The sequence below is a fragment of the Roseovarius sp. THAF8 genome (assembly GCF_009363735.1).
Lineage (GTDB): Bacteria > Pseudomonadota > Alphaproteobacteria > Rhodobacterales > Rhodobacteraceae > Roseovarius.
On the sequence record NZ_CP045410.1, the window covers coordinates 1,665,787 to 1,691,712 of the forward strand.

Below are 25,926 nucleotides of genomic sequence, written 5' to 3' on the forward strand. Positions count from 1 at the left end.
CCTAGCTCCCCTGCTCCCGCTCGGTCCGGCGCAAGGCACGCGGCGCGGCCTCGGCCCGCCCATGGCTCGACGCCAATTGCCCGATCGCCCGCGACAGCGCGTTCAGGTCGGTGCGCAGCTCGCTCATGCTTTCCTGCCGCCCGGCGCTGATTTCCTCGAGGATCCGCAGCATCTGCACGTCGATCGACCGCAGCCGCATCCGGCTTTCCGCGTCGATCCCGCCGCTCTCGCCCTCATGGCGCGCCATGTGCCGGATCAGCTCTTCCTGTCCGTCCGCCACCCGCGTCAGCGCATCGTGCAGCGGCGCGGTGTCGGTCAGCCGCTCGGTCAGCTTCTCCATGGAATCCGCCAGCACGCCCAGCTTTTCGTCCACCATCGCACGGCTCACATCGGATTGCGTCAGCATCAGCTGCAAGCTCTCCATCTGCTCGCCCATGTGGTCGACGACGCTCGCCATCACGCCCGCCTCGCCGCCGCCCTCGCCATCGCCCGAGGCCAGACCGACGCGCGTGATCGTCGACATCCACTCTTCCAACTCGCGGTAAAACCGGTTCTGCCCGTGCCCCGCAAAGAGCTCCAGCAGCCCCACGACCAGCGACCCGGCCAGACCCAGCAGCGAACTGGCAAAGGCCACGCCCATGCCGCCCAGCTGCGATTCCAGCCCGGTCATCAGGCGATTGAACACGTCCACGCCTTCCTCGCCGTCCTGCGGTGCCAGGCTGCGGATCGTGTCCACCACCGCCGGCACCGTCGTGGCCAGGCCATAGAAGGTCCCCAGCAGCCCGAGGAAAATCAACATGCTGGTTATGTAGCGCGTGATCTCCCGCGCCTCGTCGATCCGCTGCGCCACCGAGTCGAGGATCGACCGCGCCGAGCCCGACGCGATCTTCATCCGCTTGCCGCGCTGTTTCAGAAGGGTCGCCAACGGCGCCAGCAGCAGCGGCGCCTTGATATCCTGTGGGGTTTCGCGCTCGTGGACAAAGCCTTCGATCCAGCGGACCGAGCCGATCAGCTGGTACATCTGCCAAAAACAGGCCACCACGCCAATCACGAAAACGAACAGGATGAACCCGTTCAGATACGGGTTCGCCTGGAACACCGGCAACACCCGCGGCAGCGCAAAGAACGCGCCAAGCCCCGTCAGGGCCAGCACGATCAGCATCAGCGTGATCTGCCTTACGGGGTGGGAAAAGTTGGGCTCGACCTCACGGTCCGGCTGGTCCATCTGGACGGCTCCCGGCGCGGTTATTGTTTGGCGACACCCTACGCGTTAACCACTGTGAAGCCAAGGTTCTAAAGCGTTTCTGGCGCGTCCGCCGCGCGCCTTGCTCAAACCCCGATCCCCTTCACCCGCCGCACCAGCCAGTCCAGCTCGGGATCAACGATGCCCAGCTCCTCCAGATGCGCCACAGTCTGGAACAGGTACTCATGGTTCGGGCCCCGCCCGCCATGGGCACGCGCGATGATCCGCGCCTGCTCCTCCAGGTCCAGCCCGCCGCAATACTGCTCGTGATCGGCGTCGATCACATAGGTCAGCGCCCGCACCTGCCGCCCGTCGCGCAGCATGATGTCCAGCTCCTTCTCCAGGTACGCCGCCGACACCAGTTCGCGCTCGCGCAGATAGGCCAGCACCTTTTCCTCTTCATCCTCGTGCACCGCCAGCGCCACACCCCGGCACAGCGCATCTGGGCTTTCGTCCAGCGCCAGCACGAGGCCTGGGTTCTCCTCGGTCCCGCGATGGTGGATCGAGCGCATGCAGAAACTGCGATGATACCCCGGCAAGGCGGCCAGCACCCGCTGTACCGGCGTGAACCCGGGGTTCCACACCAGCGACCCATAGCCGAAAACCCACATCGTCATTTTTCGCTCCTTGCGCTTTCCCCTGCCCCCTAATCACTTTAGATAGCTCACGGCAAGGGCTCGGAAGAAGGCTGATAGGCAGATGCGCGGCATGTTGATCCTGATCGTGGTGGCGGCTCTGGCGTGGTCCATCTATTGGGCCGTGGGCTCCGCCGGCGCCACCAGGGCGTTCGAGGCGTGGTTCGACGGCCGCCGCGCCGATGGCTGGGTGGCCGAGTATTCCGACCTTTCCACCCGCGGCTTTCCCAACCGCTTCAACAGCACCTTCACCGATGTCAGCCTCGCCGACCCCGACACCGGCCTGGCGTGGGAGGCGCCCTTCTTTCAGGTCTTCGCGCTCAGCTACAAGCCCAACCACATCATCGCCGTCTGGCCCGATCACCAGCTGATCGCGACGCCCCGGGCCAAGTACGACGTGACCAGCACCGACATGCGCGCCAGCCTCGTCACCCGTCCCGCGCCGGGCCTGCCGCTGGAACGGCTGACCCTGACGGCCGAAGGCCTCGCGGTGCAGCCCGACACCACCGTCCAGCCGACCACCGCCGACAGCCTGACGCTCGCCGCCGAGCGCACGACAGCGTCCGACAGCAGCTACCGCTTCGGCCTCACCGCCGACGGCTTTTCCCCGGCGCTCGACTGGCGGGTCAAGGTCGATCCCGGCGACACCCTGCCCGACTCGCTCGAAGCGCTGTCACTGGACATGACCGTGGATTTCGACAAACCCTGGGACCTCTCGGCGATCGAGGACGCCCGCCCCCAGCCCACCCGCATCGACCTCAAGCTGGCTGAGGCCCGCTGGGGCCGGCTGGAACTGCAGGCGGCGGGCGAGGTGACGGTCGACGCCGCCGGCATCCCCACCGGCGAAATCACCGTCAAGGCCCGCAACTGGCGCGACATCCTGCGCCTCGCCACCGACAGCGGCGCGCTGCCACAGGCCTTCGCCGGCACGCTCGAGGATGGCCTCGCGCTGGTGTCGCAGATGGCCGGCAACCCCAAGACTCTCGACATTCCGCTGGGCCTGCGCGACGGCCGCGTGTTCTTGGGCCCGGTGCCCCTCGGCCCGGCCCCGGTGCTGCGGCTGCGCTAGAGGCCAAAAGATTTCAGAAATCTTTTGGCAAATCTTTTCTCAAAAGATTTGCCCCGCCCTATCGGCAGTACGACCCGTTGCGGTGCTCCGCCGTATCGAAATGAAAGTGATCGCGGTGATACCCGTCCGATCCCGGCCCCAGCACCGTGCCGAACGGCCCGCAGGCCGACCCGTGCAACTGCCGCAGGATCTTGCCGCGCTTGCCCGCGCCCCAGTCGTTCAGCACCGAGATATCCGTGCCGTCGCGCAACAGGAACGCCGAGATGTCGATCGCGTTGCCCTTGGAATGCTCCGACAGCCGCGCGCCGCGCTTGTGATTGCGTGTCCGGCACACGTAATGCGCCGCCACCTTCAGGCTTTTCACCCCGCCGCCGGTCTTGCCGACGATCGGCTTCATGTCGTTCTTCACCCAGGCATTCAGCGTCCGCGCCGTGCGGCAGTTCATCGTCGCGGGCGTGCTCAGCAGAACCCCGCTTACCGCATCCACCTCGACCGCGTTGGCGATCCCGCAGGCGCCGTTGCCCGGCACGTCTCCGACCACCACGCCCTGGATCGACGGATCGCCGCAGACGGCCCCCCGCGTGACCAGTTCGGGGTCATCCCTGTCCCCACCGCCAAACGAACAACTCGCCAGAAAGACTGGAAAAATCCACGCCAAGCGCATCCTGCTCACCCTTTTTTCACGCGCCCGAAATCCGGCGCATCCGTATCTTGCCCGGCCTCGATGATACCACGCCGAATGCTGCGCGTCCGCGTGAAATAATCATGCAGCAGATCACCGTCCCCGGTCCGGATCGCCCGCTGCAACGCAAAGAGTTCCTCGGTGAAGCGCCCCAGCACCTCCAGCGTCGCCTCCCTGTTGGTCAGAAACACGTCGCGCCACATGGTGGGGTCGCTGGCCGCGATCCGGGTAAAGTCGCGGAAACCGGCGGCGGAATACTTGATGACCTCGCTGTCGGTCACCCGGCGCAGGTCGTCGGCCACGCCCACCATCGTATAGGCAATCAGGTGCGGCGTGTGGCTGGTGACGGCACAGACAAGGTCGTGGTGATCGGCATCCATCTCGTCGGTCTTGGCGCCCATGCCCTGCCACAACGCCTCCAGCCGGTCCACGGCACTTCGGTCGCTGCCCTCCACCGGCACGATCAGGCAATATTTGTTCTCGAACAGCTCGGCAAAGCCCGAGCGCGGTCCGGAATGCTCGGTGCCCGCCATCGGGTGCGCCGGCACGAAATGCACGCCGTCCGGCAAATGCGGGCCGACCGCCTCGATCACGGCCTTCTTGACCGAGCCGACATCGCTGACCGTGGCGCCCGGCTTCAAGGCCGGCGCTATCTCTTCGGCCACCGCGCCCATCACGCCCACCGGCACGCACAGCACCACCAGGTCCGCGCCCTCCACGGCCTCCGCCGCGCTGTCGCACACCCGGTCGCACAACCCGATCTCGCGCGCCACGTCGCGGGTCTCCTGCGACCGCGCATGGCCCGTGACCTCGCCCGCCAGACCGGCGCGCTTCATCGCCCAGAACATTGACGACGCGATCAGCCCCAGCCCGATAAGCGCGACGCGGTCGTAGATCACGCTCATTCCGCGTCTCCCATGAATTGGCCCACCGCATGGGCCACCCGGCGGCAGCTGGATTCGTCGCCCACCGTGATCCGCAGGCAGTTGGGCAGGTTGTAGCCCGCCACCCGCCGCACGATCAGCCCCTCGGATTTCAGGTATTCGTCGCAGGCCTCGGCCTGCGCCTGGTCGGCAAAGCGCGCCAGGATGAAATTGGCCAGCGAGGTGTCCGACGGCACGCCATGCCCCGCCAGCGCCTCGGCCAGCCAGGCCCGCATCCGCGTGTTGTCGGCCCGGCACTTGTCGACCCAGGCCTGGTCGCGCACCGCGGCCTCGGCGGTCACCAGCGCCGCCTCGCTCAGGTTGAAGGGGCCCCGAACCCGGTTCAGTACGTCGATCACATGCGCCGGTCCATAGCCCCAGCCCACGCGCAGCCCGCCCAGACCGTAAAGCTTGGAAAAGGTCCGCGTCATCACCACGTTCTCGCGCGCGTCCACAAGACCCGCGCCGCCGTCGAACCCCTCGACATACTCGGCATAGGCCCCGTCCAGAACCAGCAGCACGTGATCGGGCAGCCGCTCGGCCAGCCGCGCGATCTCACCGTCCCCCACCATCGTCCCGGTGGGGTTGTTGGGGTTGGCGATGAAGACAAGCCTGGTGCGCTCGGTCACCGCCGACAGGATCGAATCCACATCCGTCACCCGCTCGCGCTCGGGCACCTCGACGGGCGTCGCCCCGTTGGACAGCGCCGCGATTTTGTAGATGGCGAACCCGTGCTCGGTGTGAATCACCTCGTCGCCCGGCCCGGCATAGCACTGGCACAGCAGCGACAGGATCTCGTCACTGCCGACCCCACAGACGATCCTGTCCGCATCCAGCCCGTGCACGTCGGCAATTGCGCTCCGCAGGCTCGCATGGTCGGTCGACGGGTAACGGTGCAGATCATACGCCGTCTTGCGAAACGCGTCCTTCGCCGCCTCGCTCGGCCCGAACGGATTCTCGTTCGAGCTCAGCTTGACCACGTTGCTTACCCCCTCCACATGGCTCGACCCGCCCACATAGGGGGCGATGTCCAGTATTCCGGGCTGGGGGGTGATCTTGGTCATTGTGATGTCATTCCTCACGGGGGCAGCGGCACACCGCCCGGGGCCGCAGCGGCCCCGAACAGGTGGTCAGTTCCGCATTACCGAGACGCGCGCGCCCTGACCAGCCCCACCAAAGTCAATTCGCACAAGATGCGGCGCGAAGACCACGGAGCGGGCATGGAAATACCAGCGTTGATGTCAACGTTCCGCACCCCAGCGCGGAATCAAGGCCGCAGGCCGCCGCGCAATCGCGCCAGAGGCGCGTCTCCTGAAATGCGCGCCTTTGGCGCGACGGGCCGCCCCCACGGCACGTCGATACGTCAACATCAGCGCCACGTTCCAAAGTCTTTCGGCAACTCAGAGATAAAGCGCATTCTCCTCGGCCTTGGATCGACGCACCGCGGCCCGTCGATTGCGCGGCTCGGCACCTGTCTCACCTCTCCGGCATCCCCTCACGACGCCAGCACGTTCCGGAAAAGCCACGGATCGCTCTCGTCGATATCCTCGGGGAAATGCTCCCACCGATCCTGCAAGGGCGTCCAGTCGGTGTAATGCGCTTCCACCGGGCCCAGGTAAGGCCGCTGCACCTCCAGGCACCGGGCGTGGTCCATCTCGTCAGTCTCCACGATACCCGCGTCGGGGTTCTCCAAAGCCCAGACCATGCCCGCAAGCACCGCGCTCGTCACCTGCAAGCCGGTCGCGTTCTGGTACGGCGCAAGGTCCTTGGTTTCCTCGTTCGACAGTCGCGAGCCATACCACATCGCGTTCTTCTCATGCCCGTAAAGCAGCACGCCCAGCTCGTCGATGCCGGTGACAATCTCGTCCACGTCCAAAATCTCGTGCGTGGTTTGCTGCCGCCCCGCCCCGAACATCTCGTGCAGCGACAACACCGCGTCGTCGCAGGGATGATAGGCATAGTGGCAGGTGGGCCGGAACTCCGGCGCATCCGGCGCGCCCACCGTGTAGAAATCGGAAATCGAGATCGCCTCGTTATGCGTCACCAGGAACCCGAATTGCGGCCCCGGCGTCGGACACCACGTATGCACGCGCGTGATCGCCCCGGGCCGTTCCAGCCAGATCCCCGCCCGACACCCGGTCTCATGGCTATGCCCGTTCTCGGGAAACCACGTCTCATGCGTGCCCCAGCCCAGCTCGGCGGGCTGGAACCCCTCGGCGATGAACCCCTCGACCGACCAGGTGTTGACGAAATGCCCCCGGGGGCGCGGCAGCGCCCGCGCCTGCGTGTCGCGCTCGGCGATATGCACGCCCTTGACGCCCAGCCCCTGCATCAGCCTGGCCCAACCGTCCCGATCCTTCGGTGCCTCCGCCTCCTTTCCGGTGTCGCGGGCCAGCGTCAGCAACGCTTCCTTCACGAACCAGCTGACCATGCCGGGGTTCGCCCCGCAGCAACTCACCGCCGTGGTCCCGCCCGGATTGGCCGCCTTCTCGTCGCGCACCGCCTGCCGCAGCGCATAGTTTGTCCGCGCCGCGTTGTCCGCCGTGTCGAAATAGTACCCCGCCCACGGCTCCACCACAGTGTCGATATAAAGCACACCCTGCTCGCGGCAGAACTTCATCAGGTCGAGCGACGAGGTATCCACGCTCAGGTTCACCACGAACCCTTTGCCCGGCTCGATCAGCCCGCCCAGCAAGTCGCGGTAATTCTCCGCCGTCACCGCCTCGGGGATGAACCGCAAGCCAAGCTCCCGCAAGGCATCGTGATTGGCCGCGTTCGGCTCGATCACCACGAACTTGTCCGCATCATAGTCGAAATGCCGCTCGATCAGCGGCCACGTCCCCTTCGCGATCGACCCGAAGCCGATCATCACGATGGTCCCGTCGATGCGCCCATACTTGGGATAATCCTCAGCCATGCCTTGCGTCTCCTCCAGCTTCAAATGCCTTGCAAATGCAAAAGGCCGCGCCCAGCGGCGCGGCCTTCCGGATCAGGTGCTGCAGACCTAAGAGGCTTAGTTCTGCGCGTAGAATTCGATGACCAGGTTCGGTTCCATCATCACCGGGTACGGCACGTCGCCCAGGGTCGGCGTCCGCACGAAGGTCGCGGTCAGCTTGGAATTGTCCACGTCGATATAGTCCGGCACGTCGCGCTCGGGCAGTTGCGTGGCTTCCAGGATGGCCGCCATCTGCTTCGAGCGGTCACGAACCTCGATCACGTCGCCCTCTTTAACACGGTAGGACGGGATGTTCACCAGTTGACCGTTCACGCGCACGTGACGGTGGTTCACGAACTGACGCGCGGCAAAGATGGTCGGCACGAACTTGGCGCGGTAAACCACCGCGTCCAGACGCCGTTCCAGCAGGCCGATCAACAGCTCGCCGGTGTCGCCTTTCAGACGCTCCGCCTCGCGGAAGATGCGGCGGAATTGCTTCTCGGTCAGGTCGCCGTAATAGCCTTTCAGCTTCTGCTTGGCGCGCAGCTGAAGACCAAAGTCGGAAATTTTCGCCTTGCGGCGCTGGCCGTGCTGGCCGGGGCCGTATTCGCGGCGGTTGACCGGGGATTTCGGACGCCCCCAGATGTTTTCGCCCATCCGGCGGTCGATCTTGTATTTGGCAGCCGTTCTTTTCGTCATCGACTGATCTCCTTCGTTTCAGGTTTCGAAGGGCGTTGTCCTCTCCCTGTCCCGGACTTGATCCTGGATCTCGGGCGACAGGCATCCCCTTGCGAGGGCCACCAACACCAATGAAGCCGCGCTTATATAAGGGTGCGTGACAGAGTCAACACCGTCATCGCGCCAGCCCTTGGGTTTTCTGTCATGCGCAAGGATTGGTGAGGACGACCAAGAAATCGCTCCGCAGCATCATTGACTTTTCGTAACTACATTGTATATACATTGCATCGACAAAAATGCTGGCATCCCGCCACCCTTTCAGGAGTAAATAAAATGTCCCTTATTCACGCCCGCAGCGTTCTGGTGCGCAACCGTCTCGACTGGTCCACCCCTCATCTCGGCTGGCTGCCCCGCCGTGTGTATCAGCGTTTCTTCAAGCCTCAGGTTTGAATGGAGCAGCGAAAGCGGTGTGCCGCGCTCTTGTAAGCCGCACGTGCGCAAGTTGGATAACCACCGTCCCGGACCTGATCCGGGACCTCCTGCCGCCTTCGTAGGGTGGGTGAAAACCCACGCGGCCCCGCGCGGCCAGGGCACCCCCCCGCCCTCGCACGTACACATTTGGAAACCCGCCGTACCGGACCCGATCCGGGACCTCCTGCCACCTTCGTAGGGTGGGTGAAAACCCACGCGTCGCCCGCCTCGCAGGCCGCGCCCTACTCCTGCGCCTTCGCCGCGTCCGCCTCGGCCTCTGCTTCGACGTCCGGGTCCGTCAGCGTCGACCACGTGTCGTCGCGCGGCGGGCTGGGCGGCGTCTCGCAAGCCCGTTTGTGGATGTTCACCTTGGCGATGAAATGCGCCGATATGGGCGCGGTGACGAACAGGAACGCCATGATCAGCGGCTCGTGATAGGACCTGTCGCCGATCAGGAACGAATGGATCATCGACGCCAGCAGGAACATCCCGATCCCCAGCGTGCCCACCTTGGTGGGCGCGTGCAGGCGCGTCATCGGATCGTTGAACTTCAGCAGGCCGAACACGCCCACCGTGACAAATCCCGATCCCACCAGCAGGCAGAACGCGACGGCAAGATTTCCGATCTCCAACCAGCTCATTCGATGATGTCCCCCCGCAGGATGAACCGCGCCAGCGCCACGGTGGAGACGAAGCCCAGCATCGCGATCAGCAGCGTGACCTCGAAATAGACCTGCACGCCCTGGTAGATGCCCACCATCACCACCAGCCCCAGCGCGTTGATCACCATCGTGTCCAGCGCCAGGATCCGGTCGCCCGGTGTCGGCCCCAACACCAGCCGCACCATCGACAGGATCTGCCCCAGCGCCAGCGCCACGAAGGAAATCACGATGGCAATGTCCATGATATCGGCAGGGTTGCTCATGCGAAAATCTCCTCCAGCCGGGCCTCGTAGCGGGTCTTGATCTCGTCGCGCACCGCGTCCGGGTCATCGGTGTGCAGCACGTGCACCAGCAGGCTGTGCCCCTCGTCCGACAGATCCGACGACACCGTGCCGGGCGTCAGGGTGATCGTGCCGGCGAGGATGGTGATCGCCTCGGGCTTCACCAGGTCCAGCGGCACCACGATCCAGGCCGGTTTCAGCTTGTCGTTCGGCACAGTCAGCACGATCCACGCCACCTGCAGGTTGGCGATGATAATATCCCAGATCACGATCAGGCCATAGGAGAACATGCGGAACAGGTTGAACCCCTTGGGCGTGTCCGGCCACCAGATCGAGGTCATCCACGGGATGATGATCCCCAGGATCAGCCCGAACACCGCCATCCCGGCGGAAAACCCGTTCTGCAACAGCACCCAGACCAGCGTCAGCAGCAGGGTCAGGAACGGATGCGGAAACAGCCAGTAGAACGCGCGTGTCATGTCAGTGCCCCCCGTTCTCTTGTTCGTCCGCGCCATAGCCCGCGTCGCTCTCGCCATGGGCCGCGTCATCGCCGTGGCTCTCGGCACCGTGGCTCTCGCCGCCATGGCCGTCATCGCCATAACCGCCCTTGGCCTTGTCCTCGGGCCGGCCCAGCTTGCCCGGCGTCTCCAGCACCGTCGAGATATAAGGCTGCGGCGCGAACAGTTGCGCCGAGATGGCCCGCGTGTACCCGTGCACCTGCCCGGCAAACACCGTGTGCGCGATCAACAGCGCCACCAACCCGCCCACGGCGGTATAGCTCAGCGCGGACGGTGCCGCCACCACCGGCGCCCCCTCGGGCCGCGCGATGCTGCGCGCCTTCCAGAAGACGTTGCTGCCCGCCCGGGCAAATCCCACCACGCTGATCAGGCTGGAGGCCAGCACCACCGCCCAGATCCACGGCATCTGCACGCTGTCATAGGCCGCGTCCAGCACCAATAGCTTGCCAAGGAACCCCGACAGCGGCGGTAGCCCCGCCATGGCAATCGCGCCGACAAAGAACAGCCCCGCCGTCAGCGCCGCCCCCGACACCGGCGGCTGCGCCGTCAGGTTCAGGTTGTCCCGCCCCGACCGCGCCAGGTCGGTGATCAGGAACAAGATGGCCCCCGCCAGCGTCGAATGCACGATGTAATACAGCGCCGCCGCGATCCCGTCCTCGGTGAAAAGCGCAATCGCCACCATCACCATGCCCATCGACCCGATGATCGAGAAGGCCACCAGCCGGTCGAGTTTCTTAGCGGCCAAGACCCCGATCATCCCGATGGCCAATGACACCAGCGCCGCCGGCATCAGCCACACCACATGCAGCCCTGCCGTCGCCTCCAGGTCGGGCGGAAAGATCATCGTGTAGACCCGGATGATGGCATAGGCCCCCACCTTGGTCATGATCGCAAAGAGGGCCGCCACAGGCGCCGGCGCCTCGGCATAGCTCGACGGCAGCCAGAAATGCAGCGGCACCAGCGCCGCCTTGATGGCGAATACCAAGAGCAGCAGCACCGCCGCCACCCGGATGCCCACCGTCTCCTCCGCGCCGATCTGCGTCACCCGCTCGGCCAGGTCCGCCATGTTCAGCGTCCCCGCCTCGGCATAGATCGAGCCCAGCGCGAACAAAAACAGCGTCGAGCCGATGAGGTTATAGAGAACATACTGCACCCCCGCCCGCAGCCGCGCGTTGCCGCCCGCGTGGATCATCAGGCCATAGGACGCGATCAGCAGCACCTCGAAGAACACGAACAGGTTGAACAGGTCGCCGGTCAGGAACGCGCCCATGATCCCCATCAATTGGAACTGGAACAGCGCGTGGAAATGCCACCCCCGCTCGTCCCATTTCGACCCGATGGCATAAAGCAGCACGAACAGCGCCAGAACGGAGGTCAGCAGCACCATCAACGTCGACAGCCGGTCCCCCACCAGCACGATGCCGAAGGGCGCGGCCCAGTCGCTCAGCTGGTACAGGATCACGTCACCGTCCGACACGCTCCACGCCAGGCTCACTGAGATGGCGATCAGCGCCACGACCCCGGCCACGGAAAAGGCCCGCTGAATCCCGAAATGAAACCGCGCGGCCAGCACGATGAACGGCGCCAGCAGCGCCGGCAGCACGACGGGCGCGATAATCCAATGGGTCATTGCTGGCCCTCCGCGTGCGCGTCGTTTTCGTCTTCTTCCTCGGGCCGGTCGTCCACATGGTCGTCATCCGCGCCCAGGAACGATCCCAGCGCGATCATCACCACGACCGCCGTCATCCCGAACGAGATCACGATGGCCGTCAGAACCAGCGCCTGCGGCAGCGGGTCGGTATAGGTCTCCACCCCGTCCACCAGAACCGGCGGCGCCCCCACGGTCAGCCGCCCCGACGCGAACAGGAACACGTTCACCGCATAGGTCAGCAGCGAAATCCCCAGGATCACCGGGAAGGTCCGCAGCCGCAGCACAAGGTAAAGCCCGCCCGCGGTCATGACGCCGATGGCCGATGCAACAAGAAACTCCATCAGACAGGCCCCCCGCTTGCGCCCACCGTTTTCGGCGGGTCATCCCGTGACGGGTCGATATCCATCGGGTGCTCCGTATCCGGCGTATGCGCCCGCCGCGCCAGCCGCGAGAAGCTTTCCAGCGACAGCATCACCGCGCCCACGACCGCCAGGAACACGCCCAGGTCGAACAGCGCCGCCGTCGCCAGTTCGAACTTCTCGAAGGGCGGAATGCGGACATAGGTGAAATCCGAGGTCAGGAACGGCTTGCCCACGAACCACGACCCGATGCCGGTCAGCCCGGCAATCAGCACGCCCGCCCCGATCACCCCGTGATAGGGATAGCGCAACCGCTGCGACGTCCAGGCGAAACCGCTGGCCATGTACTGCATCACCACGCCGATTGACACGACCAGACCGGCGATGAACCCGCCGCCCGGCTCATTATGGCCGCGCAGGAAGATGTAGAAGCCCACCATCATGACCACCGGCATGATCACCCGCGTCAGCACCACCATCATCATCGGGTGCATGTCGCCCGCGCGCGGCTGGTCCGGCGTGCGGTTCAGCAGCCGCGCCCGCACCTTGCTGTTCAGCAGCGTCTCGGTCAGCGCATAGATCAGCAGCGCCGCGATCCCCAGCACGATGATCTCGCCATAGGTGTCAAAGCCCCGGAAATCGACAAGGATCACGTTCACCACGTTGGTGCCGCCGCCCCCTTTGTACGAGTTGGCCAGGTGATACTCGGATATCGGGCTGCTCACCGCGTCGCGCAGAAGATAGTGATAGGACAGCGCAAAGGTCGCCAGCCCGCCGACCACGCCCACACCCGCATCGCGCACCCGGCGCAACAGGCTGCTTTCCACCGGCGTCGTCTTGGGCAGGAAATTCAGCGCCAGAAGCAGCAGGATGATCGTCACCACCTCGACGGTGAATTGCGTCATCGCCAGGTCCGGCGCGCTGAAAAAGATGAAGCCGACCGACACCATCAACCCGACGATGCCGATCAGGATCAGCGAGAAGAAGCGGTTGCGATGCAACAGCACCAGCGCCCCCGTCGCCGCCACCAGCATCAGCCACCCGGCGATGGTCACCGCACTCGGCGCCTGCATTTCCCGCGTGGCCTCGGCCACCGTGCCCGTAGCCCAGGCATAGTAGCCCGCCACGATGATCGCCGCCGACCCCACCGCGGCATAGCGCGTGAACGATCCGTTGTGGATCGGATGGATCAGCGCCCGCGCCCCCGCCGCCGCCGTCTCGACGATCCACTCGAAGATCACCTTGGCCTCGGGCCGCGGCGCCGCGTCCCACAGCTTCAGCAGCGGTTTGAACAGCAGCAGCACGATCAGTCCGCCCACCACGGCGGCGATCGACATGTAAAGCGCCGGCACCAGCCCGTGCCAGATCTTGATGTATTTCACGTCCAGGGGCTCGACCCCGCCGATCACGGCCTTGGCCACAAGGAACACGAAATCCTGCACCAGGAAGGGGGCTACCCCGATCACCACCACCAGCACCACCAGGATCGCGGGCGGCAACCACATGCCCGCCGGCGGATCATGCGGCTTGGCCGGGTAATCGTCGCGCACCGGCCCAAGGAAGGTGTGCGAGATGAAGCGAAAGCAATAGGCCGCCGAAAAGAGCGAACCGATCACCGCCAGCGCCGGCACGAACCACCACGTGTCGAACAATACAGTGTGGTTGGCCTCTTCCAGCATCATTTCCTTGGACAGAAAGCCGTTCAGGAACGGAATCCCCGCCATCGACAGCGCCGCCAGCGTGGCGATCACGAAGGTCACCGGCATCAGCTTGCGCAACCCGCCAAGGCGGCGAATGTCGCGCGTATGCGCCTCGTGGTCGATGATGCCTGCGGACATGAACAGCGCCGCCTTGAACGTCGCGTGGTTCAGGATGTGGAACACCGCCGCCATCGCGCCAAAGGCCGTCCCGGTGCCCAAAAGCATCGTGATCAGCCCCAGGTGGCTCACCGTCGAGAACGCCAAGAGCGCCTTCAGGTCATGCTTGAAGAGCGCGATCACCGCGCCCAACACCATCGTGATCAACCCCGCCGTGGTGACGATCACGAACCATTCCGGCGTGCCCGACAGCACCGGCCACATCCGCGCCATCAGGAAGATCCCCGCCTTCACCATGGTGGCCGAATGCAGGTAGGCCGACACCGGCGTGGGGGCGGCCATCGCGTGCGGCAGCCAGAAATGGAACGGGAACTGCGCCGACTTGGTGAAACACCCCAGCAGGATCAGGATCAGCGCCGGCACGTACATCGGGTCGGCCTGGATCATCTCGCGCTCGGACAGGATCACGCTCAGGTCGTAACTGCCCACGATCTGCCCCAGGATCAGCATCCCCCCGATCATCGCGAGGCCACCCATGCCGGTCACCGCCAGCGCCATCCGCGCGCCCTGCCGGCCCTCGGGAAGATGCTTCCAATACCCGATCAGCAGGAAGGACGACAACGACGTCAGCTCCCAGAACACCAGCAAAAGCAATATGTTGTCGCTCAGCACGATCCCCACCATCGCGCCCTGGAACAGCAGCAGATAGGTGAAGAACTCGCCCATATGGTCTTCGCGGCTCAGGTATTGCCGCCCATAGGCGATGATCAGCATCCCGATGCCCAGGATCAAAAAGGCAAAGAAGAACCCCAGCCCGTCCAGCATCAGCGTGAAGTTCAGCCCCAGCGCCGGCATCCAGTCGATCTGCGCCATCACCGTCCCGCCGGCCAGAACCGTCGGAAGGTTGGTCAAAAGCCCGATGAACGCGGCCAGCGACACCGTGAACGTGACCCCTGCACAGGACGACCGCCCCGCCGAATTCATCAAGCCCGGCAGAAGGGCGCCGAAAAACGGAAGTGCTACGATAAAGAAGAGGGACACGCGAACTCCTTGGCGTAACAGTTTCGTAAATTCCGACCTAAACTGCATCCCAGCGACGAAAGCGCAAGGAAAAACGACCGAAATTGTCGGTTATAATCCTGCGTTATCGCACCATAAAATCAGATGCATGTGTCACGGCGCCCGCGCCGCGGCGGGGGCGCCGTGACAATCTGTCCGGGCGGCTCAGGCCGCCTCGTGCTGAAGGATCGCCGCCTCAGACGCGCTCAGGTTGCGCCGGGCGAATCCGCCATAGGTCTGCGGCTCGAATTCCAGCGTCGGATTGTACTCCAACAGCCGCTTGCGGTCCTCGTCGTCCAGCGCCTGAAGCGACGCGGACGCGGGATGAAAGCTCTCGGTCTCCACCCCGTTGGCCCACAACACCTGGTGGCGCGGCAACAAGAGGTGCACATAGGTCACCTCCCGCACCGCCAGGTCGATCGTGATGTTGCGCCCGTTCACCAGGTCCTTGGCCGACACCAGCACTTCGGGCGTGTTGTAAAGCGCCTGCGCGATCTCGCCCTCGACCAGCATCCGGTGCTCGGGACTGACCAGCAGCTCCTCGTCCGGCCGCTCGACACCCAGCGCGCCCGCGCGGATGCGCACCGGCCGCAGATGCGGCATCGCAAAGAGCCGCGCGCCGCTCATCCGCCGGCTGCCGATCCACTGGATCTCTTCCGCGCCGTTGTCCTTGGTCTGCACATAATCGCCCTCGCGCAGCTCCTCGACCAGCCGCGGGCCGTCCGGCGTCTCGATCCGCGTGCCGGGGGTAAAACAGATCACCCCGCCGCTTTCCACGTCGGTCGTCTGGCTGCGATGCGCGCCCAGCGATTGGTGCACGATCCACATCTCGGTATTCCTGGGGGGGATGTCATCGAGGAACATCAGCAGGGGCGGCGCCTCGTGCCCCACCTCGATCACCGTGATGGTATAGCTGCGAACCCCGTTGGTCACCACGAATCCGCTGTCCATCAGCGGCTCGTGCACCTCCACCTCGTCCAGTTGCGTTGTCCCCGTGCGCGCCGCCGTCACCAGCCGCCGCACCAGCTTTGCCGCGCATTTGCGGCTCATTGCGTCCCGTTCCGTCCGCTCAAGGCGCAGTACTTCATTGGGCCCGTCCACCCGCACCAGATCCCCGCGCCAGGACCATGCGGCCCCCACGTTGAGAGACTGGACAGGAGCGGCGTCCAAACCGTCCACTTCCGTCTGCGACCAGGAGATGACGAACGCGCCCCGAAAGGTCGTTCCCATTGCCTGTATGCCTGCCTTTTTTAGTCTTTTTTTGTCTTTTTGTGCGGGCAGGCTAGCAAAAACGAATCAGCCTGCAAAGTGTTAACAAGGGGTTACGGTCAGAATCTCAGGCGCAGTCGCACCGATCCCACAAGCTGGCTTTCCTTCTGCGCCTCGAATTCCTCGCCCAGCCAGGTCAGCCCGTAGAAGATCGTGCCGCCCCGCTTGCCCTGCCAGTTGACGCCGGTGCGCACCCGTGTCCGCGCATCGGTCAGCTGGATGCCCCGGTCCCGGTTCAACAGCTCGCTGCTGTCCACATAGGCCGTGTCGGCCCCGAAGACAAAGCTCGCACCGGGCGCCTCATTGCCCTGCACCGCCACGTATCGCTGCCCCGTCACCGGGTCGCGCACCAACAGCCCATCGCGCCCGCGCTGGCCGATCGTCAGGTCAAAGCCTACCCGCGCCAGTGTCTCGAATCCCCAACGTCCTTCGACAAAGGGCCGGATCGTCGCGTTGCCACCCAGCGCGAAATCCCGCCCGGCCTCCATCACCAGTTCGGGGTTCACGTCGTTGCTCACCTGGTTGCGGCGCACCCGGCCCGAAATATCCCGGCCACCCAGATAGTCGTGCAGGAACCTCTGGAAATCGTCCAGGCCGGTCTGCGGCCCGGTCACCACCACGTCCACGCCCACGGCATAATCCATGGCGCCACGGGCAAAATGCGTGTGAAGCCCCAGCGACAGCGCGCCACCGAACGGCCGGTCGCCCGGCGCGGGCCGGCTCAGGTTCTGCGGCGACACGATCCGCCCGTTGAAACGCAGTTCCAGCACCTCGCCGAATCCTTGCGGCAGGCGCCCGGTCCAGCCCCGCCCCCAGATCCGGCTGGTCGAAACCGATCCGGTCTGCCAGCGGTCGTGCAGGTCGCCCACGATGTCGTTGGTCGCCAGCCAGCCATAGCCGATGCGCTCGCGCGGGCCTGCATCGGCGGCCTGCCCGGCCAGGAGCACCGCGAAAATGGTCAGAAAATTTGCAAGGAGGCGCGTCATGTCCGTTGTCCCATACTCGTCGCCCCCCCGGGCCTTGACGTGGTACACCGAAAGCGCGGCACAGAGCCATCGCCCGCGTCCCGAATTTCCGCATCGTGGGCTTCGCGCAACATTTCGGCAGCCCGGACCCGCGCCATGAGCCTGGGGGACCGAATGACGGCTGCGCGGGGGCGGAGCTGCCGTTTGCCTGAACGCAAGCGATGTCTGCTAACGTTCAATCTGGATAGTTGTATCCTGACAGAACTAAGGCCGAAGTGGCCCTTAAAGACTATTCGTGTTTTGCTGGGGTATCAGCACGAGAAACAATTTTCACAGCAACCTGCTGATGTTCATGGTTGTACGTGATGTATTCATACTTGACGCTGTTCTCTGCGACGAATTCTTGAAAGGCTTTGAACTCTCCTTCTTTCCAACCTGGGTAGTTGAAATACTCGTCAAAGACGATAACGGTGCCCGCAACGATGTGACCCCCCAAATACGAAAAGACTGACTTTGCAGAACTGTAAAGATCACTGTCGATATGAAGATAGCAAATGGATCGCTGATCCTTCTTCAGGTCGGCAACAAACTTGGGAAGTGTTTCATCAAACCAGCCGACATGAAGAGTCACGGTATCGGCGACATCTGGCAGGGATCTGCGGGAGAATTTTCCCTTTTTGTATCCAGCGCGCCAAGTTTCGGGCAAACCTTCAAATGAATCGAATGCATGTATCGTCCACCCAGTCTTCGAAGCGATATAGTTCGTAGTCGTGCCTGAATACACCCCGAACTCCAGCACAAGCCCCCCCTCAAGTTCTGCAGATTGCACCGCCACGTCATGAACTGAGCGCCATGATCGGACAGGGTGGACCAGCGGCATCCTAGACGCCACATAGTCTGCTGTTTCTGACGTTGCGTGGTCTTGCAGGCGTAAAGAAATATCTGAGATGGCCGACAAGTAACCACTTCGGAAACGATCTCGCCGGCGACGGCTGATGCGCCTGTTCAAATGCGCCAACTTGGTTCTAATGAAGCGCAAGAAGTCCTCACTTAAAAACGTGTTATTTTTCAATCCCTCAGTCTCACAGTCAAACGCATACGGCAAGTCTGCAGGAATGGCCGCAGTGGCTGTCCGCTTTCAGACCAACGCACCACGCTATCTGTTGGCGTTTATCGAATAGAACGTCAAAATCGATAATTCACAGGCTCGAATTTGTTCTGATACAAAGCAGTCTTTCGTCGGCAGCGCAGCCTCCATCCCTATATGGACTCGAACCCGACTTTCTCCGCAAGGTGCATGAAGGTCTGCAATGCGGGCCTTTGCTGCCGTTCCAGACGGAGGCGAGCGTCAGCCCCTGGGGTGGCGATCCGACGGCAATTCTGAAGCACTTTATGCCTGCCAAATACATCCTCGGAATGATCGGTGCGCCCAGCCTCAGCCAAATCGCCAGCCCAAGGGAGGGGCTGACGATGGCCGGGCCGCTTCGCGGCTGTTAACCGGCTGGGGGCTCGAACCCAATGTCTCACAAGGCTCCAACCGGACACACACCCGCTGCTCAGCTACACTGACGCAAACCACGCCTTTCCTGCCTCTGAAATGTCGCCGCGTGTCCACACCGGCCCGCATCGCCTTCGTCCTCACCCTCAACCGACAGACCATCGCGGGCGGGTCTCGCCGAGCGTCTGCCGGGTTTCGGGCGTCCACGGCCCCGTCCCCGGCGCACGGTCCGGTTATCCGGCCAAGTCGAAAAAATCGCACCGTCGCGATACCACCCGGATACCGACGCGATACCGACGTGCCGATTTCCCGAGTTTTCGCGCGGTTAACCTTCGAGTCGCCGCATCCAGAATTGCAGGGGGTGATCGGTCTCCTCGGACTGGTCGATATCCTTCCAGCGATAGGTCGCCACGGCCCCCTCCACAGGCGCATATCCCCGCTTGCGCCAGAAGCCATCCAGAGGCCGGTAAGTGTCTGGCTTCATTGGATGATCCGGCGACCTGACGACCCCGCAAAAGGCGACATAGTCGCGGCCCAGCGCCCGCGCATGGGCCTCCCGCGCATCAAAGAACGCATGACCCAGCCCGCAGCCGCGGTATTCGGGCAGCAAGACACTCTCGGCGCAATAAAAGATATCTTTCATATCAATATCTTGCCCGGAAAATGCCGCTCCGAAATCCTCGGCATGATCCTCCATCGGCGTGCCCGTCGAGGCCCCGACCAGCCGGTCGCCGTCGAACGCCGCCACCACGATCGCGTCCTCGCTCTGCCGATAGGGCTCCAGATAGGCGCGCTCATAGGCGGCGTCGCCATCGTAAAGGTATGGAAAGTCACGGAAAACCGTGATCCGAAGCTGCGCCACATCGTCCAGCGCCGCCACCAGGTTTTCGCCGGTCAGCCGTTCGACCCGCATCAGGCGTTGACCTGTTTGATCCAGTCCGCGAGGTTGTAATAGGTCACTACCCGGGTGATCTTGTTGTTTTCCAAAGAGAAAAACGACCCGGCAGGCAGCTTGTACGTCTGCCCCTTCGCCTCGGGCAGCCCCGCGTCGGTCTCCAGGTAGGTGCCGTTCACGACGTATTCCGCCGCCGCGCGCGTGCCAGCCTCGGCCTCGAAAATCACCATATTATCAAGATGTTCGCTATAACAGCGGCTCATATGCGCGCAGAATTCGGCAAAGGCGTCCTCGCCCCGGCGCACCTGCCCTTCGTTGACGTGGTGCGCCACATCCTCGCTCAGGCAGTCCAGCATGCCATCCACGTCGCCGTTGTTGAACGCTTCGAAATAGGCGGAGATCACATTTTTTGCAGTCATTTCATATCCTTGGGATCGCCCCACCGTCGTTTGAGATGCTCCACGATCTGGTCGCGGGTCTGTCGGTAGGCATTCAGTTTCGCCTCTCGTGTTTCGCCCAGCCCGGTCGGGTCGAGGATCGGCCAATAGACCACGTCGAGATGAAAAACCCGTGTCAGATCAAGGGCCTTACGCTGGCTCGCCGGGCTGAGCGCGACCACCAGATCGAACGAGGACAGGTCATCGCCCCACTGCTCCATCTCGTCAAAGCTTCGGGTTCGGTGCCGCGCGAGCTCGACCCCGATCTCGTCGCAGACCGCGATCGAGAACCCGTCGATGTCCATGTCCCCTTTGACCCCGGCCGACTGGACATAAGTATCGGTGCCATATAGCTTTTTCATGATGCCCTCGGCCATGGGCGAACGCGCGGAATTGTGGTCGCAGCAAAACAAAACGGACTGAGGAAGCTCCTCGACCATCTGCGTCAGCTCCCGAAATGCAGCACGCAGATCAGCGTGAACAGGCGCCGCGCGGTGTCGGTGTCGACCTTCGCCTTGCCGTCCAGCCGCTCCTCCAGCACCCGCGCACCTTCGTTGTGAATGCCCCGGCGCGCCATGTCGATGGTCTCGATCTGGCTTGGCGGCATGTTCTTCACCGCGTCGAAATAGCTTTCGCAGATCGCCCAGTAATCCTTGACGACTTGCCTAAAGGGCGACAGGGAAAGGTGAAATTCCGCCGCCGGCGCATCGTCTTCGGTACGGATATCGAACACGAGCCGCTTCTCGCGGATCGACAGCCCGACACGATAAGGCCCGTCGGGCGCCACCCGGTCATCGCGGATCGGCAGGCTGAAAGAGTTCTCCTCGATCAGGTCGAACATGGCCACTTTCCGCTCCTGCTCGATCTCGGGCGTGGGCGGAGGCAGGTTGGCGTCATCCAACTCGATATGACAGATACGGCTCATGGGTCATCTCTTCGGCAGTCTCGGTCCTGCCTACCCCACCAGGTGTAAGCGGGCAATGCAGCCAAGCGTCGGTACAAGGTGTTTTTGCGACGCTGTGACATGCGCGGCAGGCCGAAAGGCCTGACAGGCGGGATGCCTAGCCCTGGTTCAGCTTGTCCAACCGAGCGCGTACCGACAGCCCGTGCGCCTCCAGGCTTTCAGACCGTGCCAGCGTTTCCGCCGCGGGTCCAATTGCCCTGAGCGACCCCGGCGTCATCCGCGCCATCGTCGTTTTCTTCATGAAGTCCAAGACGTTAAGACCGCTGGAAAAGCGGGCGGAGCGGGCTGTGGGAAGCACGTGATTTGGCCCGCCGACGTAATCTCCGATAGCTTCCGGCGTCCATGCTCCAAGGAAAATCGCACCTGCATGGGTGATCTTCGCCGCCAACGCCTCGGGCTCGGCCACGCACAATTCCAGGTGCTCGGGCGCGATTCTGTTGGCCAGTCTTGCACCGTCTTCCATGTCGTCCACCACGATCACCGCGCCGAAATCACGCCAGCTTGCCCCGGCAATGGCCCGGCGTTCCAGCGTTTCCAGGCGTGCCTTGATCGCCGTCTCCACAGCGTCCGCAAAGACGGAATCGTCGGTGATCAACAGCGCCTGAGCGCTCTCGTCGTGTTCCGCCTGGCTCAGCATGTCGAGCGCGATCCAGTCCGGCTCGTTGTCGCGATCCGCGATCACCAGGATCTCGGACGGCCCTGCGATCATGTCGATCCCGACCTTGCCGAAGACCCGCCGCTTGGCCGCCGCGACATAGGCGTTGCCCGGCCCTGTGATCTTGTCGACCGGCGCGATGCTCTCGGTTCCATAGGCAAGCGCAGCCACGGCCTGCGCGCCGCCCACCCGGTAAATCTCGTCTACTCCTGCGATCTGCGCTGCTGCCAGAACCGCCGGATTGGCCACACCGTCGGGCGTGGGCACCACGATCGCCAGCCTTTCCACGCCGGCCACCTTGGCCGGTATCGCGTTCATCAATACCGAAGACGGATATGACGCCAGGCCGCCGGGCACGTACAGTCCAGCCGCGCTGACCGCCGACCAGCGCCAGCCGAGTGTCGCACCGCATTCGTCCTGCCACGAGGCGTCTTCGGGCAGTTGGCGCTCGTGATAGGTCCGGATGCGCGCGGCGGCCAGCTCCAGCGCCTCTCGCTCTTCATGGGGGACCCGGGCCACCAATGCCTCGATCTCATCGCGTGAAAAGCGCAACGTGGCCGGGGTCAGGTCCAGGCGGTCGAATTTTGCCGTCAGTTCGATCAGTGCGGCGTCACCGCGTGTGCGGACATCGGCGATGATACCAGCGACGGTCTCATCCACGTCCGGACTGTCCTCGCGTTTGGCGCTCAGAAGCGCCGTGAAGCGGCTTTCGAAATCGTCGTCCTTCGTCGTCAGTCGCACGGGCATGGGCATTCTCCTGTCGCGGCGCAGACTTAGACCGGGCGCGCCGGTCGCTCAAGGGCCTTTGCCGCGTTCATGTCGGACGGATCAGCGCGCCAGGCTGCCGGTGTAATCGACCAGGATACGCAAGCCCGAGGGGCTCGTTTCCGCGATCAGACGCCGGGTGAACGCCACGGCCCCCGCGCAGAAAAGCTCCGGATCGACCTTCTGCGAAGACAGGTAAGCCTCGACCTCCGGGCGCATCGTCCCGTCCTCCTCGCGCCATTCACGCAGAAAGTTGTACCAGTCGTCGGCCGAGGGCGGCCGGAATTCTTCGGGAGCATCGCGCCCCGCGGCCATGGCCGTCACCAGCGCCGCCAGCCATCTGCCATGCAATTGCCTGTCGACCTGGCCAAGTCCTGCTCGATCGAGATAGGTCAGTCCCCCTTTTGCGACCCGGCCGCACAGCTCGGGCGAGCCGGAAAGATCCTTCAGCAGCGCCAGTTGAGCCCGCTGGATTTCCAACAGCGGCCCCCGCCCGGCAAGACTGAGATATTGCGCGTTCTCGCCCCTCAAGTCAGCCACGAACGCATCGCTTTCCGCCATGAGCTCTGGCCCCAGGTCATGACGAGCCACATCAGTATCAAGCGCGATCTCCTCGATCTCTTCGACATGTTCGGCATAGGCTTTCGGGAACCGTGTCTCGATCGCGTCATAGAGACCGGGAAAAGACCGCTTCCGGACGTCTTGCATCAACTTTCCGTCTTGGACGAGGTCGCGGTGCGCGGCTTCGCCAACGGTCAGGGACTGCATGATGAAATAGATCAGGACCACCCCAAGCGGCACGGCGACCATGACGAAACGCGCGATGTTCATTCCACCCGCTCCGCCCCGTGCCCGGGCAGGCTCATGCGCCGTGATCGGGCGCTTTGCCCGACGGCGCGCGATAGGGTCGGGTCACATCCCGCAAACTCACTTCCAGCGCTTCGATCCTTGCCCTGACCGCGCCGTCGCCCGCCAGCGTCAGGGTGATGTATCCGGATACATCGTCCGCGGCATCAGGCTCGAAACCGATACTCAGGACGGACAGGATCGTGCCCGTATCGCCACGGTCGATCCCCTGGCTTGCGACCCCCAGAACATTGTCTATCACCAGCACCGAGCGCACGCGTTCGGCCCCGTGCCGTTGGCGCCCCTCGTCTTCCCAGCGGAAGCGGTTGACCAAGAACGCAAGACGTCGTTCCTGCGGACGCCAGGCCATGTCGGTGATCGTGAACACCGCATCCTGCACAAGGCTGGACAACACTTCCAAGTCCTCGGCGTCGAACGCCCCAAGGTTCAGGGGCGCCTCTCGCCCGTCTTCGAACTTGGCATCTTCCGTCATTCGCCTTGAACCCGTTCGATCCGAGCGCCCACGTTGCTCAGTTTTTCTTCGACTCGCTCGTAGCCGCGGTCAAGGTGATAGACTCGATTGACCAGGGTTTCGCCTTCGGCGGCCAGCCCGGCCAGGATAAGTGAAACGCTCGCGCGAAGGTCGGTCGCCATGACCGGCGCCCCCTTCAGGCGTTCGACACCCGTCACGGTCGCGGTCCCGCCATGCACGTCGATCCGGGCGCCCATCCGCATCAGCTCGGGCGCGTGCATGAAGCGGTTCTCGAAAATTCTCTCTTCCAGGATGCTGGTACCCTCGGCCGTGCACATCAGCGCCATCATCTGGGCTTGCAGATCGGTTGGAAAACCCGGGAAAGGCTCTGTGATCACGTCGACCGCGCGAACCCTGCCGTTCTTGCGCGTGACCTTCAGGCCTGCTTCGGTTTCTTCCACCGATACCCCAGCGGCATCCAGCTTTTCGCAGAATGCCTCGAGGAGGTCGATGCGACCGCCCAGGCACTCGACCTCGCCGCCGCAGATGGCAGGGGCAAGCATGAAGGTGCCCAGCTCGATCCGGTCCGTGACAACAGGGTGCGTCGCGCCGTGCAGGCGATCGACGCCCTGGATCGTGATTTCGCTGGTGCCTTCGCCCTCGATCTCGGCGCCCATCTTGCGCAGGCAATGCGCCAGATCCACGATTTCGGGCTCGCGCGCCGCGCCGCGCAGCACCGTCGTGCCCTTGGCCAGCGTCGCGGCCATCAGCGCGTTCTCGGTGGCACCCACCGACACCAGAGGAAAGTCCACGACGCCGCCTTTCAGCCCGCCGGGCGCCTTGGCGTGCACATACCCTTCCTTCAGTTCTAGCTCGGCGCCCATCGCCTCCAGCGCCTTGAGATGCAGGTCGACAGGCCGAGCCCCGATGGCGCAGCCCCCGGGAAGAGAGACTACCGCGTGTCCGTCGCGGGCCAGCATCGGTCCGAGCACCAGGATCGAGGCACGCATCTTGCGCACGATGTCGTAGTCGGCCACGTGATTGTCGAGGCGGTGGCTCGACATCGCCAGCACCTGCCCGTCCTGCAACGTGGTCACCTCCGCCCCGAGCGACTGCAACAACGCGGTCATCGTCTTGATATCCGACAGGCGTGGCGCGTTAGTCAGCGTTAGGGGCTCATCGCTCAGCAAGGTCGCCGGCATCAGCGTGAGGCAGGCGTTCTTGGCCCCGGCAATGGGGATTTGCCCCTGCAGCGGGCCATTGCCCGTCACGAGTATCGAATCCATGTCGTCTTATCCGCCCTTGTTCTTGTTCTGGCCTGCCTCCGACCCCTCCTGCCCCGATGCCTTTCCGCGCGCCTGGGCCTTGCGACGGGCCAGGTTCGCCTTCAGCGCCGCCTTCAGCCGATCTTCGCGGCTTGGCTTGGGTTTGGCGCCTGATTTGGGCGGGGGGTTCGTGCTCATGCCGCCTGTCTACAGCAGTCGCCAAAAAGCGTCCAGATTACGCTTGCACGAATACTCGGAACGGTCTAATCACCCCGCCACGAACCGGCGCTGCTGTAGCTCAGTGGTAGAGCGCACCCTTGGTAAGGGTGAGGTCGGGAGTTCAATCCTCCCCAGCAGCACCAGATTTCGTCTCCCCAAAACGCTATCCCATGGAAGCCCGCGCTTATACTAAGCGATGCCATGCTTCACGAAACTCAGGCTTTTCGTAATTCTTTGCTTCCAGCCAGTAGGCACGGCCTTTCCCCTTATCTTGAGTAGATAAATCCTTCACTTCTTCAAGCGAAAGAACAAAACACGTCGGGTCATCGTCGTTCGCGCCCAAAGTGATAACCCACCACCGAGACCGAAGACGGCTTAGATCCGTCCCCAACGGGACAGCGGCCCGCCTTGACAACGCTTTGGACTGAATTGGAATCACAGCTTCTTCATCATCCAACGGCGCTGCATAGAGGTCAGCACCTCTCGCATTTCGCACTGTCGGCATTACATTCCATCCACGTCGGGTCAGTTCCCAAGCAATGTGGAAAAGCCCGGCGTTGCCGGTCATTTGGTTTCGCATCGCGGGCTCCTGCCAACTCCGGGAAATAGTAATTCAACGCCTGACAGGAAAGCAACGCCTGTTGGTTGCTCATGCGCGCATAGGAATGGTCCGCGTCTTCAGCCAACTTGTTG

General features: G+C 63.7%; 27 protein-coding genes and 1 tRNA gene. 2 read left to right on the plus strand and 26 right to left on the minus strand.

Annotation, left to right across the window (positions count from 1 at the left end; all coding sequences use genetic code 11):
- Position 1 precedes the first annotated feature (1 nt).
- On the minus strand, positions 2 to 1,225 hold the full coding sequence (locus FIU85_RS08140) for a biopolymer transporter ExbB (protein WP_152496526.1): 1,224 nt from the start codon (positions 1,223 to 1,225) through the stop codon (positions 2 to 4).
- Between the two features lie 104 nt (positions 1,226 to 1,329).
- Positions 1,330 to 1,860, minus strand: a complete 531-nt coding sequence (locus tag FIU85_RS08145; RefSeq protein ID WP_172978828.1) for a gamma-glutamylcyclotransferase — start codon at positions 1,858 to 1,860, stop codon at positions 1,330 to 1,332.
- Between the two features lie 82 nt (positions 1,861 to 1,942).
- Between FIU85_RS08145 and FIU85_RS08150 the strand changes: the two genes are divergently transcribed.
- Entirely contained in the window at positions 1,943 to 2,947 is a 1,005-nt protein-coding gene (locus FIU85_RS08150) for a DUF2125 domain-containing protein (protein WP_254703028.1), read from the plus strand.
- Positions 2,948 to 3,005: 58 nt separating this feature from the next.
- On the opposite strand, the gene FIU85_RS08155 is transcribed toward FIU85_RS08150, so the two are convergent.
- The 23 genes from FIU85_RS08155 to FIU85_RS21965 all read right to left on the minus strand — a co-directional run bounded on the left by FIU85_RS08155 (position 3,006) and on the right by FIU85_RS21965 (position 25,212).
- Entirely contained in the window at positions 3,006 to 3,611 is a 606-nt protein-coding gene (locus FIU85_RS08155) for an extensin family protein (protein WP_152491211.1), read from the minus strand.
- Positions 3,612 to 3,616: 5 nt separating this feature from the next.
- Positions 3,617 to 4,534 carry a prephenate/arogenate dehydrogenase family protein gene (locus FIU85_RS08160; RefSeq protein ID WP_152491210.1) on the minus strand — a complete coding sequence of 306 codons (918 nt, stop codon included), beginning with the start codon at positions 4,532 to 4,534 and terminating at the stop codon, positions 3,617 to 3,619.
- Positions 4,531 to 5,616 (minus strand): histidinol-phosphate transaminase, encoded by a 1,086-nt coding sequence (gene hisC, locus FIU85_RS08165; RefSeq protein ID WP_152496528.1) that lies wholly within the window; start codon positions 5,614 to 5,616, stop codon positions 4,531 to 4,533. Before hisC ends, FIU85_RS08160 begins: the two co-directional genes overlap by 4 nt.
- 431 nt (positions 5,617 to 6,047) lie before the next feature.
- Positions 6,048 to 7,469 carry a homospermidine synthase gene (locus tag FIU85_RS08170; RefSeq protein WP_152496529.1) on the minus strand — a complete coding sequence of 474 codons (1,422 nt, stop codon included), beginning with the start codon at positions 7,467 to 7,469 and terminating at the stop codon, positions 6,048 to 6,050.
- Between the two features lie 96 nt (positions 7,470 to 7,565).
- The gene (rpsD, locus tag FIU85_RS08175) at positions 7,566 to 8,186 is read right to left on the minus strand and encodes a 30S ribosomal protein S4 (RefSeq protein WP_152496530.1); all 621 of its coding nucleotides are present in this window, start codon (positions 8,184 to 8,186) and stop codon (positions 7,566 to 7,568) included.
- 692 nt (positions 8,187 to 8,878) lie between these two features.
- Entirely contained in the window at positions 8,879 to 9,277 is a 399-nt protein-coding gene (locus FIU85_RS08180; RefSeq protein ID WP_152496531.1) for a monovalent cation/H(+) antiporter subunit G, read from the minus strand.
- On the minus strand, positions 9,274 to 9,561 hold the full coding sequence (locus FIU85_RS08185) for a K+/H+ antiporter subunit F (protein ID WP_152491206.1): 288 nt from the start codon (positions 9,559 to 9,561) through the stop codon (positions 9,274 to 9,276). The genes FIU85_RS08180 and FIU85_RS08185 overlap by 4 nt, the downstream gene beginning before the upstream one ends.
- The gene (locus FIU85_RS08190) at positions 9,558 to 10,058 is read right to left on the minus strand and encodes a Na+/H+ antiporter subunit E (protein ID WP_152491205.1); all 501 of its coding nucleotides are present in this window, start codon (positions 10,056 to 10,058) and stop codon (positions 9,558 to 9,560) included. Before FIU85_RS08190 ends, FIU85_RS08185 begins: the two co-directional genes overlap by 4 nt.
- Before the next feature lies 1 nt (position 10,059).
- Positions 10,060 to 11,727, minus strand: coding sequence for a monovalent cation/H+ antiporter subunit D (locus FIU85_RS08195; RefSeq protein WP_152496532.1), 1,668 nt, complete (start codon positions 11,725 to 11,727; stop codon positions 10,060 to 10,062).
- Positions 11,724 to 12,089 (minus strand): Na+/H+ antiporter subunit C, encoded by a 366-nt coding sequence (locus FIU85_RS08200; protein ID WP_152496533.1) that lies wholly within the window; start codon positions 12,087 to 12,089, stop codon positions 11,724 to 11,726. Before FIU85_RS08200 ends, FIU85_RS08195 begins: the two co-directional genes overlap by 4 nt.
- Positions 12,089 to 14,965 carry a monovalent cation/H+ antiporter subunit A gene (locus FIU85_RS08205; RefSeq protein WP_152496534.1) on the minus strand — a complete coding sequence of 959 codons (2,877 nt, stop codon included), beginning with the start codon at positions 14,963 to 14,965 and terminating at the stop codon, positions 12,089 to 12,091. Before FIU85_RS08205 ends, FIU85_RS08200 begins: the two co-directional genes overlap by 1 nt.
- Positions 14,966 to 15,148: 183 nt before the next feature.
- On the minus strand, positions 15,149 to 16,213 hold the full coding sequence (locus FIU85_RS08210) for a Hint domain-containing protein (protein WP_152496535.1): 1,065 nt from the start codon (positions 16,211 to 16,213) through the stop codon (positions 15,149 to 15,151).
- Positions 16,214 to 16,311: 98 nt separating this feature from the next.
- The gene (locus tag FIU85_RS08215; protein WP_152496536.1) at positions 16,312 to 17,238 is read right to left on the minus strand and encodes a lipid A-modifier LpxR family protein; all 927 of its coding nucleotides are present in this window, start codon (positions 17,236 to 17,238) and stop codon (positions 16,312 to 16,314) included.
- 268 nt (positions 17,239 to 17,506) lie between these two features.
- On the minus strand, positions 17,507 to 18,289 hold the full coding sequence (locus FIU85_RS08220) for a class I SAM-dependent methyltransferase (protein WP_152496537.1): 783 nt from the start codon (positions 18,287 to 18,289) through the stop codon (positions 17,507 to 17,509).
- Between the two features lie 751 nt (positions 18,290 to 19,040).
- Positions 19,041 to 19,628, minus strand: a complete 588-nt coding sequence (locus FIU85_RS08225) for a GNAT family N-acetyltransferase (protein ID WP_172978829.1) — start codon at positions 19,626 to 19,628, stop codon at positions 19,041 to 19,043.
- Complete coding sequence (locus FIU85_RS08230; RefSeq protein WP_152496539.1) at positions 19,628 to 20,029, minus strand: ketosteroid isomerase-related protein; 402 nt, start codon at positions 20,027 to 20,029, stop codon at positions 19,628 to 19,630. The genes FIU85_RS08225 and FIU85_RS08230 overlap by 1 nt, the downstream gene beginning before the upstream one ends.
- The gene (locus tag FIU85_RS08235) at positions 20,026 to 20,487 is read right to left on the minus strand and encodes a low molecular weight phosphatase family protein (protein WP_152491196.1); all 462 of its coding nucleotides are present in this window, start codon (positions 20,485 to 20,487) and stop codon (positions 20,026 to 20,028) included. Before FIU85_RS08235 ends, FIU85_RS08230 begins: the two co-directional genes overlap by 4 nt.
- 5 nt (positions 20,488 to 20,492) lie before the next feature.
- Positions 20,493 to 20,972: a UPF0262 family protein gene (locus tag FIU85_RS08240; RefSeq protein WP_152491195.1), complete on the minus strand. Its 480-nt coding sequence runs from the start codon at positions 20,970 to 20,972 to the stop codon at positions 20,493 to 20,495.
- A 136-nt stretch (positions 20,973 to 21,108) separates the two neighbouring features.
- Positions 21,109 to 22,413 carry a histidinol dehydrogenase gene (hisD, locus tag FIU85_RS08245; RefSeq protein WP_152496540.1) on the minus strand — a complete coding sequence of 435 codons (1,305 nt, stop codon included), beginning with the start codon at positions 22,411 to 22,413 and terminating at the stop codon, positions 21,109 to 21,111.
- Between the two features lie 81 nt (positions 22,414 to 22,494).
- Positions 22,495 to 23,262, minus strand: a complete 768-nt coding sequence (locus tag FIU85_RS08250) for a hypothetical protein (protein ID WP_152496541.1) — start codon at positions 23,260 to 23,262, stop codon at positions 22,495 to 22,497.
- Positions 23,263 to 23,293: 31 nt separating this feature from the next.
- The gene (locus FIU85_RS08255) at positions 23,294 to 23,770 is read right to left on the minus strand and encodes a DUF2948 family protein (RefSeq protein WP_152496542.1); all 477 of its coding nucleotides are present in this window, start codon (positions 23,768 to 23,770) and stop codon (positions 23,294 to 23,296) included.
- The gene (gene murA, locus FIU85_RS08260) at positions 23,767 to 25,035 is read right to left on the minus strand and encodes a UDP-N-acetylglucosamine 1-carboxyvinyltransferase (RefSeq protein ID WP_152496543.1); all 1,269 of its coding nucleotides are present in this window, start codon (positions 25,033 to 25,035) and stop codon (positions 23,767 to 23,769) included. The genes FIU85_RS08255 and murA overlap by 4 nt, the downstream gene beginning before the upstream one ends.
- Before the next feature lie 6 nt (positions 25,036 to 25,041).
- A complete protein-coding gene (locus tag FIU85_RS21965) occupies positions 25,042 to 25,212 on the minus strand; it encodes a hypothetical protein (protein WP_172978005.1) in 171 nt (56 codons plus the stop codon).
- Positions 25,213 to 25,301: 89 nt separating this feature from the next.
- Here FIU85_RS21965 and FIU85_RS08265 point away from each other — a divergent pair.
- Positions 25,302 to 25,376: transfer RNA gene (locus FIU85_RS08265), tRNA-Thr, on the plus strand.
- A gap of 41 nt (positions 25,377 to 25,417) precedes the next feature.
- Here the strand turns inward: FIU85_RS08265 and FIU85_RS08270 are convergent.
- Positions 25,418 to 25,813, minus strand: coding sequence for a hypothetical protein (locus FIU85_RS08270; protein ID WP_172978004.1), 396 nt, complete (start codon positions 25,811 to 25,813; stop codon positions 25,418 to 25,420).
- Between the last annotated feature and the right edge of the window lie 113 nt (positions 25,814 to 25,926).